The sequence below is a fragment of the Desulfosporosinus sp. BICA1-9 genome (assembly GCF_000802135.1).
In genome coordinates this window covers 1-13528 of sequence record NZ_JUEE01000038.1, presented here as the reverse complement: position 1 = coordinate 13528, position 13528 = coordinate 1, and the positions used below count along the sequence as shown (strand labels likewise).

The 13528-nt window shown below is 43.0% G+C and carries 8 protein-coding genes and 1 pseudogene; 3 read left to right on the top strand and 6 right to left on the bottom strand.

Features of this window, described 5'->3' with window-relative positions; genetic code table 11:
- Positions 1 to 71: 71 nt before the first annotated feature.
- From JL57_RS04865 to acs, 3 genes are all read right to left on the bottom strand, one after another.
- Complete coding sequence (locus tag JL57_RS04865; RefSeq protein WP_034140938.1) at positions 72 to 1007, bottom strand: ABC transporter permease; 936 nt, start codon at positions 1005 to 1007, stop codon at positions 72 to 74.
- The gene (locus JL57_RS04860; protein ID WP_034140937.1) at positions 1007 to 2113 is read right to left on the bottom strand and encodes an ABC transporter permease; all 1107 of its coding nucleotides are present in this window, start codon (positions 2111 to 2113) and stop codon (positions 1007 to 1009) included. The genes JL57_RS04865 and JL57_RS04860 overlap by 1 nt, the downstream gene beginning before the upstream one ends.
- A 623-nt stretch (positions 2114 to 2736) precedes the next feature.
- Positions 2737 to 5049: an acetate--CoA ligase gene (gene acs / locus JL57_RS04855; protein WP_034140936.1), complete on the bottom strand. Its 2313-nt coding sequence runs from the start codon at positions 5047 to 5049 to the stop codon at positions 2737 to 2739.
- 432 nt (positions 5050 to 5481) lie between these two features.
- On the opposite strand from acs, the gene JL57_RS33525 reads away from it, so the two are divergent.
- From JL57_RS33525 to JL57_RS36235, 3 genes and pseudogenes are all read left to right on the top strand, one after another.
- Positions 5482 to 7308 carry a hypothetical protein gene (locus tag JL57_RS33525; RefSeq protein WP_291299717.1) on the top strand — a complete coding sequence of 609 codons (1827 nt, stop codon included), beginning with the start codon at positions 5482 to 5484 and terminating at the stop codon, positions 7306 to 7308.
- Between the two features lie 198 nt (positions 7309 to 7506).
- Positions 7507 to 9132 (top strand): amidohydrolase family protein, encoded by a 1626-nt coding sequence (locus JL57_RS04840; RefSeq protein ID WP_034140934.1) that lies wholly within the window; start codon positions 7507 to 7509, stop codon positions 9130 to 9132.
- Positions 9133 to 9190: 58 nt separating this feature from the next.
- Positions 9191 to 9474 (top strand): annotated as a pseudogene (locus tag JL57_RS36235) (DUF4125 family protein).
- Here JL57_RS36235 and JL57_RS04830 read toward each other — a convergent pair.
- The 3 genes from JL57_RS04830 to JL57_RS04820 form a co-directional block, all read right to left on the bottom strand.
- The gene (locus JL57_RS04830) at positions 9471 to 10631 is read right to left on the bottom strand and encodes a benzoate/H(+) symporter BenE family transporter (RefSeq protein WP_034140933.1); all 1161 of its coding nucleotides are present in this window, start codon (positions 10629 to 10631) and stop codon (positions 9471 to 9473) included. The pseudogene JL57_RS36235 and the gene JL57_RS04830 overlap by 4 nt on opposite strands.
- Positions 10628 to 11149 carry an aldehyde ferredoxin oxidoreductase N-terminal domain-containing protein gene (locus tag JL57_RS04825; RefSeq protein WP_034140932.1) on the bottom strand — a complete coding sequence of 174 codons (522 nt, stop codon included), beginning with the start codon at positions 11147 to 11149 and terminating at the stop codon, positions 10628 to 10630. The genes JL57_RS04830 and JL57_RS04825 overlap by 4 nt, the downstream gene beginning before the upstream one ends.
- Positions 11150 to 11817: 668 nt before the next feature.
- A complete protein-coding gene (locus JL57_RS04820) occupies positions 11818 to 13335 on the bottom strand; it encodes a tripartite tricarboxylate transporter permease (RefSeq protein WP_034140931.1) in 1518 nt (505 codons plus the stop codon).
- Positions 13336 to 13528: the final 193 nt, after the last annotated feature.

Here is a 13528-nt window from a genome sequence, read left to right as displayed (position 1 = left end):
GTAAGGGCAGCCAACAATAAAGTAAGTACTCTTTTTTTCATGTCTTTTTCCTCCTTAAATTTTCTCTATAATTAACCTCTGGTTCCGCGCTGAAAGGGCTTACCCAGTGCTGCTGGGGACCAGACGCGTCCATAGGAAATTGCTAAAGCAATAATTGTGACCATGTACGGTAAAATGACGGCCAATTCGTAAGGGAAATTGATCCCCAGCACTTGAACCATGCTCTGAAAGGAATCCGCCAAACTAAATAAGAGAGAGCCAAGCAGAATACCCCAGGGACTCCAGCGTCCGAAGTAAACTAGGGCAATGGCGATAAAACCTCTGCCTGCTGTGATATTGTCAGCATACATATTAGCCTGTCCTATTGTTAAGAAAGCCCCAGCCAGAGCGGCCAGCATACCGCCCACAATCAAACATTGATATCTAATAAGTACGACACTAACCCCCAGGGTGTCCGCTGCCTCTGGTTTATTGCCTACAGCCCGCACATTGAGACCCCAACTCGTCTTAAACAGTATAAAACCTGTCACGGGGACTAGAATAAACGCGGTATACACTAACCCGTTATGATCAAATAGTACTGGTCCAAGGAATGGAATTGTACTCAACAGTGGGATTTTTACGGCCTTCAAGCCCTCGACGGAAGTAATGCCTCCCACGTAGAGGCGAAAAAGCAACCCTGACAGACCCCAACCAAACATGTAAAGTCCTATACCACTAATTCCCTGTTCAGCCTTAAATGTCACACTGACTAAGGCCATTAACAAGCCCATTAACGCCCCTACGACCAGGCTGACAGCAATGCCTAGGAGGGGACTTCCCAGCTGAAGCGTCGCATAAAATCCCGCAAAAGCGCCCATCATCATGATTCCTTCCACGCCTAGGTTATAAACCCCCGAGCGTTGGACAAACATTTCCCCTAAGGCAGCTAAAAGGTAAGGCGTGGCCAGACGGATTCCAGCAGCAAGGATAATGATGATTATTTCCGAATTGATGATACCGTCCATTATGACTCGCCCCCTTGCTTGTCCACTTTTTCTCCAAATAACTTAGCCTTTAATTGGGCTAAAGAACCTGAGTTCCTTAGGAAGTAATCGCTAGAAACCACAAATAAGACGACAAGCCCTTGGATCACCATGATCATGGCTGCAGGAATGTTGACAGCCCTTTGCATCATCTCCGCCCCTAAAAGCAACGCACCGAACAGCACCGCGGCCGGTATGGTGCCTAAGGGATGCAAGCGTCCGAAAAGAGCAGCAACGATACCACTGAATCCGTACCCTGCCGATAGACCCTCTAAAGCGCGGTGATGTACTCCCGTCACCTCTACAACACCTGCCAGTCCAGCCATTCCGCCAGCAAGAGCCATGGCTAGTACTAAGTACCATTCCACTTTAATACCGGCGTATCGGGCGGCCTCAGGTCCTGCACCCACTGCTCGCATACGATATCCGATACTGGTTCGCCATAAAAAGATATAGACCAAGACCGCCAACACTAACGCGAAAATTATTCCAGAATGAAGTCGAGTCCCTGGGATCAGCTTGCTAAGCCAGATCTGATCAGGGATTAAGGCTGTTTGCGGTACGCCAGTGCCATAAGAAACCTCTTGAGGATCGATTAACGGTCCACGTATCAGAAACATATATAACTGAAACGCAATCTGATTGAGCATCACTGTACTGAGAATCTCATTAACTGATAGACGCGCTTTCAGCCAGCCAGCAATCCCCCCCCAGATCGCGCCGCACAAACCGCCGACCAGAAATACCAGTGGCATCAGGATGACCGCTGGCAAACCAGGCAAGGAGGTGGCTACGGCAGCCGCCCCAATAGCTCCGGCCAAAATCTGACCCTCCGCGCCAATGTTAATGATCCCGCTGCGGAATGAAATAACGATACCCAACCCCACCAAGAGCAGGGGGGCTGTCCGCACCAAAGTCTCGGTTATCCCGTATTTGTCATTCACCGGGCCTGAAAACATAACAGCATAAGCTTTCATAGGATCCGACTTGGCTAAAAGAAGAAATAATGCACCTACTAGCAATGCTCCCACCAGAGCAGCAAACAATACTAAAACTTGTTTTATGACCCCTCTGAATTTTAAGTTCAATACTCTACAACTCCATCCTGTTGGAAAATTCAATTATATGTATATTTTCAAGTTACGCCGGCCATGGATGGCCGAGTGTCCCTGTAGCCATGACTCGAACAAGGATGTTCGAGATTAGAACACCTCCATGGATGGCAAGGCGCCGTGATGGCGAGAAGGGACGCCCCCCCATACTTATACCCCCTTCTTGCCAAGAAGAAAAGCTTCCTAGAGATAACCATCTCCAGAAAGCTTAATTGCCAATTACTGTACAAGCTATAGTATATTACCTATACCTAAAAAATACAATAAATTCTTAGAGTGGGTTAATTTTTCCATTGTTGCTAAACTTCTGAAATTAAATAGTAAAAATATGGAGCAAAGACCCCCTAAAGATTGTTGTGCCAAATCTTTAAAGAGCGCCTTTGCTCCATATTTATTATTCATAAATTATCACTTTATTAGCCAACCGACAAGGAATTTGTTAAAAGTATACAGTATAAATTGTAGAATTATAAATTAATTTGGTAAAAAATTCTCAACTTCAACAAACTTTAATTTAAATAGCCTCTTCTTTCCTTTTCTCAATCGATTTCTTCTGGATATTTAAGACGTATCCTTTAAGTCGTTCTAATTTCATCTCCCTAGCCCTCTGAACCACAAAAGCAGAGTTGTCCTTCCTCTGATAAGTCATCCTTAATATTCCCCTCATTGATCACCGCATGGCTAAAATCTGGTATCCCACTTCCGAATATTGCTTCGACTGCACTACTGTTGTTTATCATGATATTTGTGATTGCCAAACCAACTTGAGCCGCTAAGTTCAGTCTTTCTATCCACTGAAAGCAATAAAAATGGGTAACTGGATGACGTGATCCATCCTTAGCAGGTGTAGAGAACCATACTGTATAACTGTACCCATCATAAGACTCATCCTTACAACGATTAAACGTGGCATTGTCAGGAATTAAAATCTTATTCCTCCCTAATTTTAGCGAGGCATTCCGCGCATCTAGGATTTTCTGGGCGTCAATATTCTTTTTCAGAAAATTAATAACAGCAACATCTGCAAGGGTGCTGGTATCACCCATTGCCCGACCTTCGGCGATGTCCTTTAGAAGACGCCTCATAATCTTTCCGCTTCGAGTTTTAGGTAATTCAGCCGTCAAAAAAATGTCATCTGGCCGGGCGAGTGCACCGATTTTTAGGACAACATGCGCTTTTAGTTCATTAATTAGCCCATCGTGGATTACTATTCCTTCTTTTAAACTGACAAAGGCAAACACCGCTTGCCCCTTTACTTCGTGAATTCTACCCACGCAGGCTGCTTCAGCAACCGATGGATGATCAACCAAAGCACCTTCTACTTCCGCAGTCCCAATCCGATGTCCCGAGACATTGATGACATCATCCACGCGACCAATCACCCAGAAATAACCATCTTCATCCCATTTCGCTTCATCTCCGGTAAAATACACACCAGTAAACTGGCTCCAATACGTGTCCTCATAGCGTTTGTCATCACCATACACCGTTTTAAGCATCGCAGGCCAAGGCTCGCAAACTACTAAATACCCCCCCTCACCTTTCGGTACTGGATCGCCTACAGAATCCACTACTTCTAAATGGACACCTGGGAACGGGATCGTGCACGATCCTGGCTTTAGAGGGGTAATCCCTGGAACGGGTGTCATCATAATCATACCCGTTTCCGTTTGCCACCAGGTATCTACTATGGGGCAGCGCTCTCCCCCAATATATTTGTAGTACCACATCCAAGCTTCTGGGTTAATCGGTTCTCCGACCGAACCCAAGAGTCGTAAACTTGATAGATCCCTGCCTAAAGGATAACTTTCCCCCCATTTCATAAACGTGCGAATTGCGGTTGGTGCAGTATATAAAATTGTTACCCTATACTTCTCGATGATTTCCCAATACCGATCCTTTTCCGGATAATCCGGTGCTCCTTCATACATAACAACCGTTGCACCATTAGATAATGGTCCATACACCAAATAACTATGTCCTGTTATCCAACCAACATCCGCAGTACACCAATAGACATCTTCTTCTTTGAGGTCAAATACCCATTCATGAGTTGTTGAAACTCCAACCATATAACCACCGACAGTATGAACAACTCCTTTGGGTTTTCCAGTTGTTCCGCTCGTGTAAAGAATGAAAAGCATATCATCCGCTTCCATTGGTTCGGCTGGACAAACGAGCGAGACATTCTTAATGACCTCGTGATACCACATATCCCGTTCTTCTTGCATATTAACAGGCTGACTCGTCCGTTGAACAACGATCACTTTTTCAACACAAGTGACATCGCGAAGTGCTTGATCCACACTTTCTTTCAACGGAATGATATTTCCACGACGATAACTTCCATCGGATGTAACGACAACCTTTGCCTGAGCGTCTAGGACTCTGTCACTCAAAGCTTCCGCACTGAATCCACCAAATACGACAGTATGCGGAGCTCCAAGCCTAGCGCAAGCTAGCATAGCGATCACAGTCTCTGGGATCATGGGCATATAAATTGTCACGCGGTCTCCCTTTTCTACCCCTAAAGACTTGAGAACATTCGCAAACTGGGATACCTCACGATGAAGATCTTGATAGGTTAAGACTCTACGCTCTCCAAGTTCTCCTTCAAATATTAGTGCCGCTTTATTCCGACGCGCCCCCTCTAAATGTCGATCTAAGCAATTATAAGCTGCATTCAATTTTCCGCCAACATACCACTTGGCAAACGGAGGATTCCACTCTAATACAGTGTCCCATGGTTGAAACCAGTCCAACCGTTTCCCCTGTTCGTCCCAAAACTTCGTCCGTTCCTGCCCTAGTTCGTGAATTTTAGGGTTTTGAATTACGGCATTTGAGCTAAACCCTGTAGGAGGGAAAAACAACCGTTTTTCCTCCAGTAACCCTTCACGGTGTTTCTCTTTCATATATCACGCCTCCTATTTATTATTTGTTATATAATACACTATAATTGGCATAATGTTAAGAATTTTTTATTTACAATTTTAAACATTCGGGTGTTAGATTTTCTACCCCTAAAAAAGAAGCAGTCCCTAAGCCAAAACGATCTAAATAAAGACACCCAATGCAGGAGTGGGGAATGGAACAGGGGGCAGGTACACTGTTTCGAAGAAACAAAACAAAGAAACAGAGAAGAAACAGAGAAGAAACAGAGAAGAAACAGAGAAGAAACAACACTCTTGTCCCTCTGTTCCCCAAATTGACTGTACATATTTTGAAATTTTCTCTAATCTTCTTGCGTAACTTGTTTGACTTGGGTAGGAAAATAATGCTTTTCTGTCGAAAATAATAAAGCTTGTTATAAATGGTGCATTTTTTAACACGAGGGAGAGACTTTTATGAATTCCGTTCCAAACTTTAAGCCACATAAACCTAACAACAATGCTCTGCTCGTAAACCGCTTTAAACCTTTAGGATTTTACCTTTTCCTCTTTGCTATGCTTTCATTCCAAGTCGTATTGATCATACTCACTTTATTTGGTTATCTAGTAATTCCCCCCCATCTATCCTCGAAACTTGATAACTTCATAAGCCTAGTACATAACAACCAGTACGATAACGCCCGAACTGAGTTAAATGAGATCAATACCCTAGTTCGTGGAAGACTAAAAGATTCCACCGCAATTCAGATTAACGAAATTTTAGCCAATAAATTTGCCAGTATCACCGATCAAATCTTACTGGAGAAATCAGGTTTCCAAACCTCTGAACTTAATCATGGGATTACTCTATTCCAAAAAGAGTTGCTTCCCATTATTGATTCTCAGTTAAAGGAGGTTACAAAGGTTTATATTGATACTGGGGCAGATTACGATAAAATTACTTATTACCTGCAAAACATAAAGAAACTTGGCTTTGAAAATTCGGTCAGATCCTATCAAATCGAACTTGAAGCTTATTATCAATCCCGTCAAGATTTAACCACTGCTAATCAATACTTCGCCACTAACGATTACCTTAAGTCCATACCGTTGTACCAAAACGTAATTCCAGAGGATGAAAAGGACTTTCAAGTTGCTCAGGAAAAAATCAAAGAAGGTTTAGCTATTGTATACTCAGAGTACCTAGCTATTGCCGCTGCTCTTGCCAACGAGCAACAATACAAAGAAGCTTACGATACCCTTCAGACGATCTCCGAGTACTATCCGAATGATAGTGAGATATTGACCAAGCTAACCGATTACAAAAAAGCCCACGCAATGGTTGTATATCAAGGACCAATAGAACACATATTTTTTCACCCCTTACTAGCTTATCCTGAGCTGGCTTTTGATAATGACCAGCAATCTAAAGGTTTTAATGACTGGTTTATAACTGTCAAAGAATTTAAAAAAATCCTAGATTCTTTATATAAAAACAACTATATCCTGATTGATATTCATGCAATTTTAAACCCCTCGAAAGATGGGAAGCCTCTGACTGTTAGAAAAGATTTATTACTACCAGCCGGTAAGAAGCCTTTGATTATTTCAATTGATGACCTAAATTACTACGAATATATGATTCCGAATGGCACAGTGCATAAGTTAATCCTTGATGAACACGGAAATATTGCCACCTTTTCCTTGTCTCCACAGGGAGTACCTACTACTTCTCGAGATAATGAAATCATCCCTATCCTCGATCAATTTGTACAGGAACACGAAGACTTTTCTTTAAATGGAGCCAAAGGTATCCTTGCTCTCACTGGGTATGAAGGGGTTTTAGGGTACCGAACAAATCAGTTAGACTCCCCCAACTTCGACTTTGAAAAAAATCAAGCACTCATCATCATAAAACGCTTGAAAGAAACTGGCTGGTCCTTTGCTTCCCATGGGTACGGTCACCTTGATGCCAGAAAAATCCCCCTAACTGTATTGACAAAAGATACCCAGCGCTGGCAAACGGAGGTAGCCCCTTTTACGGGCCTTACGGATGTATATATTTATCCCTTTGGAAGTTCAGTCCTACCCGGTGACCCTAAGTTTCAATATCTACTCGATAACGGTTTCAAAGTGTTGTGTGCTGTCGGTCCAAACCCATACTTAAAAAGCGGAAATGATTACCTAATGATGGATAGAAGACATATTGACGGCATGGCTTTACAATCACAAGCCGCTTTACTTAAAGGTTTTTTTGAAAGTTCGGAAATTATTGATGAGGGTAGACCCGCATTTACTCCCTAAACGCCCCGAAACAGAGGGACAGGTGTGTTGTTTCGAATTAATTATCCGAAACAACACACCTGACCCCTTGTTTTTCCTCAGAAATGACCACCTCATTTATTGGTACAGGTGCTTTTTGGAAGTTGAACAATCAACTTTATTTTGGTAGAGTAAATTATTAATTAGACGTTAAGATTAAGTTGAAAGGTTCTGTTATTAATGTTAGATATTGCAATAATAGGTGGCTTAGTGTTGGATGGAACGGGTAATACGCCCAAGCATAATGACGTTGGGATTAAGGATGGCATGATTGTAGAGGTGGCTAAAGATCTGTCAACAGACGCTAACCTCGTCATCGATGCCACCCACAAAATGGTTGCTCCGGGGTTCATCGATGTGCATAGTCATTGTGACTTAGTACCGTTTATGTCTGGTCCAATCCGTGAAAGTAGAATAAGACAAGGGGTTACAACTGAACTGATTGGGCAATGTGGTCTCGGATCAGCTCCGCATACGGAAACGATGCAAGATTGGCGCAATTATTTAGCCCCAATCTTAGGAAATCTGCCCCAAACTTGGGATTGGCCCAATTTTTCATCCTTTTTATCTGATTTAAACAAAGCAAAAAAGTCCAACAACATAGTACCTTTGATCGGGCATGGAGCTATTAGAGCCCAAGTTTTAGGCTTAAAAAATGTCACACCTTCAGCAAAGGATTTGGAGAGGATGAGCATGATCGTGGAAGAAGCCATGTCACAGGGAGCTTTAGGTATTTCCTATGGTTTGGCTTATTTACCAGGAATGTTTGCCCCTAAACAAGAACTCGTCGCACTAAGTTCGGTGGTGGCAGCTCATAATGGCATCATGATGATTCATATTCGCAGCCACTCTCGCCAAGTCCGTGAGGGAATGACCGAGGCCCTAGCTGTAGCCAAAGAATCCGGGGTTAAGTTGCAGATATCCCATATGCGCTCCTACGCTAATCCAAAGTTCGGTATTACTGGTCAGGAATTGATAGAAATGGTGGAACAAGCTAGGATGGATGGCGTCGATGTCACCTTTGATCAGCACCCTTATCGGGCCGGCAGTACACTTTTGTCTCAAATTCTACCCCCTTGGGCCAAGGAAGGTGGTAGTCCTGAAATTATTCGCAGACTAAAGGACCCTCAACAGCGAGCTAGGCTAAAGGCAGAATTGAATGATAATGGACCAGATTATCCGGGTTGGGATAACTTTGTTGGAATGGTAGGATGGTCAAATATTATGATTAGTTCGACCTTTAACCAGCGAAACAAATGGGCTGAAGGTCAAACAGCGACTGAGTTAGTCCGAAAAACAGGCTTAGAACCAACCAAACTCGTTCATGAAATAATTGATCAGATCGCTGAACTTTTGATTAGCGAGGATTGTCGGTGTTCTATGGTATTGCACAATCTTTTTGCCGAGGAAGATATTGTTGCTTTGCTGAAACACCCGTTGTGTCAAATAGGTTCGGATGGAATTCCTACGGGCAAACCTCATCCCCGTTTATATGGCACATACCCTAAGTTCTTGGGAGAATATGTCCGAGATAAAAAGCTCATGACTTGGGCAGAAGGTATCAAGCGAATCACAGGAGACCCAGCCCTCAGGTTAAATCTACCTAATAAGGGATTTGTTAAAACGGGTTATGATGCTGACCTAGTCATCTTTGAACCAGAAAAAATCAATGCTATTGAGAATTTCAACGAGCCCTCCGAATTTCCCATAGGGCTTAATTTCACACTAGTTCATGGACAGATTGTTGTGTCAAATGGAGAGATTTTAACTACGGAAGCTGGAAAGCTTATCCCTAAACACGATTAACATTAAAAGTCAACAGTTAGGTGCCGGGGAACAAGCGATAAGCTGGTCTTAGGACACCCTGGAAAGCTATCTGAATGACCTTTATATGGCGCAGGAAAACAAAAGAAACTTGTTAACAGAAAAATATGCTCGGATGATGAAATATACTCTCCATTGGAGTATGCTGATATTGAACACAGACTTCCATCTTTAGATCAGGAAATTCTTCTGTTGATAGACAAGATTGTTAAAATTGTAATGAGATGGGAAGAGGAACTTTCATTTAGGTTCCCAAATATTCTTAAAAAGGGTAGGCCGATTTATTGTACGGAAGATTCTATGTTTGTAACGTCTGTTGATTAAGCTTCCTCAATATAACGTGCAATGAACGTACCAACGACTAAGGCCCATACCGGAGCACCTATATTAAAAATCGTGATACTCGATACGGCGATGACAAAGGTAAAGGCCGCACTCATTTTCATCGTCGGCTTCGAGAAGCCAACAGACAAGCTATTTCCGAACACTCCCAGCAGGGCAAAGCCAACAAGTATTGAAATAAACGCCTTTGGTAAAGCCTGAAACAAGGGAACCAGCTTCCAGGCAAATAAGCCGAACACAAGAATGATGCAGCCCGAGACCACTGCTCCCATATATCGTTTTTCTTTCGGCCCAGCCTCTTGATCTGAACAAATAGCTGACATCATTCCTGCCACGTTGGCAGACTGCCCTCCGAAAAAACTCGTAATGATCGTAAAAACTCCACTTAAGGCTATGATTCGATTCACTGGGGGCCGATAACCATTTTGCTCCAAAGCGCCTATTCCGACGGCAGCATCATTACTTAAAATAAGAAGGGCGAGAGGAATCGAAACGGAAATAAAGCTCATGAGATTAAATTCTGGAAGTTGAAGAGTCGGAATTACAAAGGACGTTATTAATCCACTGCTATTCAAGGGCTGTGTTAAAAGTAAGAGAATTAAACCCATCGCTATAGCCGCTACCATGGGGGGAATCCGTGTTCGAAATTTGGTAAACATAAAATATGTAAGGAGGGAGATTCCACCGAGCAGCGGGAGTTGGTGTATCGCCCCCACATAATTAACCATATACTTCGTGATCATTCCTGCTAACATTACAGCAATGATTTGTTTGGGTACATATTCAAGCAGCTTTGAAAAAACGCCCAGATAGCCAATCAAGAGCATCGATAGGCCGGCAAAAAGGTAGGAACCGATGAGCTGGTGATAGGTAAATTGAGCCGTAACTGTGGTTAGAAAGGCTATACCCGTAATTGAGTGGGCCCCCACAATCGGCATACGATAGTACAGTGGCACTAGAATGCTAAAAATCCCACCGAACACATAGACTGCGAACATCCAGAGAATCGTCTGTGTCGTAGTAAAGTTACCATTTGAAGCAGCCTCTATTACCATGGCAGGTGGACCCGTTATCGCCAAGAGTCCTGAGGCAATTCCTGCCGCAATATTTCTATAATCTAAGTCTCTTAATATACTCATGCATTTAATCTCCCGCTGGACACTTGATGGACATCATCCAGTTCTTCCTCCGGCACATCAAACTTCTCGCCCAAGTCTTGTCTCAGACGAGCTACAATCTCATACACTCCACGGCCCCAATAATCTTCAGTTGAAAGCAGCTCTGCTCCTGAGCTTGTGATTTTAAGGATATATTTCTGAGCAGCTTTGGGGAGATCTTCAATAATCACTGCTTGATAGCCGAGTCGAGCTAATTTTATGCCAACCACTCCGCCCCCATTGCTTTCTTTAATGCCACCGGTTAACGGACTTTTGCCTCCAATGGAAATTCGCCCAGAGCTAAAGGCCTTACTGCCACCGAGAAGCCCTGGGGCAAAAATTAATGCGTTATGCCGTCCTAAAGGTTCACAGATTGACTTCACTTCTGCCAACATATATTTAGCAATAAACGCGCGACCGCCGAGAAGGCGATAGTCTTCTTTGGGCACTTCTGTCACGAGGCTCAAATTTGACATATTCACCCGTAATATCTTGCTCATCGACATTCCATCTCCCTTGTCCTTATAGCTCAAGTTATGAATAGTGCGATAATCTCACGTCTTTGGAGGATTGCTGTATATCATATATCAACCATTATAAATTAATTAGCCAATTACAACAACAAAGGTAATAATTTTAACGAAAACATGTCTAGAATAAAGACACGGGTATAGAGAGAACGATCTTCTACACCCGTGTTAAAAGATTTTAAATTAGTAAGTAAGTCTGTCCGTGCCACAATAAAGAAGGATCTATTGTCGTTCCGCGTAAGGTCCTGCTTCCTTCGCGTATGGAGGAGTTCCGAATGTATAAAATGATGTCCCCGAGCAGGATGGTGATCGATTAAGGTCATAGCAAAAACCTTCAACGACCAAAGGATCTAAATGGTAAATTTGCTAAAGATGATGTTTGTTTGAAGAAAAGGCGATGCAACTATACAGTCTTTTTGCTAGGGAATGTATAACCTTCTTACACTTTTGGTGTTCCTGCCATGATTTCGATTCATCCATGACAAGGCCTCCCTTCTATGAAAGCTGGTGCCAAACCTTGGGGAAGGCGACCGGTCGAATCCGTACCATTCATGGCGTATTCGATACTAGGCAGTGTCCTGTGTCTTCGCCTTAGTTGCATGCGTTGTCTCGACAGAACTTTATTACAAGTGTTTTGATTAATTCTTGATTAATTCCTTCTTTCTCTTTAACACAGGTAATAATACAGCTACCAAAAGACTAATCAAAGCTAATATCATAAATACTGCACTAACCGGACGGGTAAATAAGACAGTCCAATCATTATGGAAGCTGATCATCGTCGTCAAAAAGGAACTCTCCGCCAACGGACCAAGGATTGCCCCGAGTACCAATGGGGTAGTCGGATAATTATATCGTGTCAATACATAACCCACTAATCCAAAAACAAATAAAATCCATACGTCCTGAATATTTGACCGGAGCGCATAAGCTCCCAACATACAAAGTACCAAAATGAAGGAAGACGTGACTGCTTCCGGTGCCTTTAGTATTGTCATTAGTGGCCTCACTGACAAGAAGCCGAGTATAATCATCAATGCTAAGCAAAGAAACAACGACCCGTATATTGCGTAGATTAGTGGACCATTATTCATGAAAATTCCTGGTCCGGGTTGAATCCCGTGTAATAAGAATGCCCCCATTAGAATTGCCGTTGCGCCACTTCCCGGTATTCCTAAGGTAAGTAAGGGAATCAAAGCGCCTCCGACAGATGACGTAGCTGCTGCTTGGCTGGCCATAATCCCTTCAGGGGCCCCTTCACCTAATTGTTTCCGGTTCTTCCCAACCTGTTTTTCTACACCGTATCCTAGAAATGCAGCGATTGTCGCTCCAGCTCCGGGCACAAAACCAATAAAGGTTCCGAGAATACTGCTCCTGAAATAAGTAGGGAATAAGTTACTAAACTCCTTAAACGAAGGCAATGTTGTTTTCACTTTACTGACCAGCTTTAAACTTGGTGCCGCAAAGCCCTGTTCCATCCTGGCAAGGATTTCTGCTACGGCATAAACCCCGATTAAGACGTTTAGATAATCGACCCCACCACGGAGCAAATCAGTATTAAACGTAAATCTATCCACCCCGAACATGGCATCTACTCCTATAGTAGAGATCAAAAGTCCCAAGGCCAAGGATACAATGCTATGGCGTAGTGAAGCATCCCCTAAAAACAAAACACTTGTCAGTCCTAAAAAGACAATCGCAAAATACTCAGGACTTGAAAATTTGAGAGCTACCACAGCCAAGGGAGCTGAAACTAAAACCAAGAGGATTACTGCAAACAATCCACCTGAGATCGTAGACACGAGAGTCCAACCCAAGGCTTTTGCTCCCAGTCCTAGACGAGCCATTGGATAACCATCCCAAAGCAACGGTACATGGATCGGATCACCAGGAATCTTAAATAATATCGCTGGAAATGCCCCTCCATAGGTACCTGCGAGATAGATGGCCGTTAATAATATAATGGCATTTGTGGCATCCATTACATAGGTAAAGGGCAACACAAGGATTATACCGGTTATAAGTGTTAGACCAGGAACTGCAGCACAGATCATCCCAACAAGCGCCCCGACCAATATCATCAGTAACGTAACCAGATTCAAATCCGCAATTATTCCCTGACCCAAGCTGGATAGAATTTGGATAAAGGTGTTCATTGATTCGCTCCTTTCTGAATTGTAGTAAATCTCTACAATAACGCAAATTAACTAACTCCTAACAATTTATAGAGTAAAAATGTAAATTCACCAAAGAACCCAATTCCTGTGGGTAAGGAGATATAGACAATCTTACTAAAAACTATTAGGAGGATAAAGGAGCCAATAAAACTGCTGCTTACAATCACCTTTT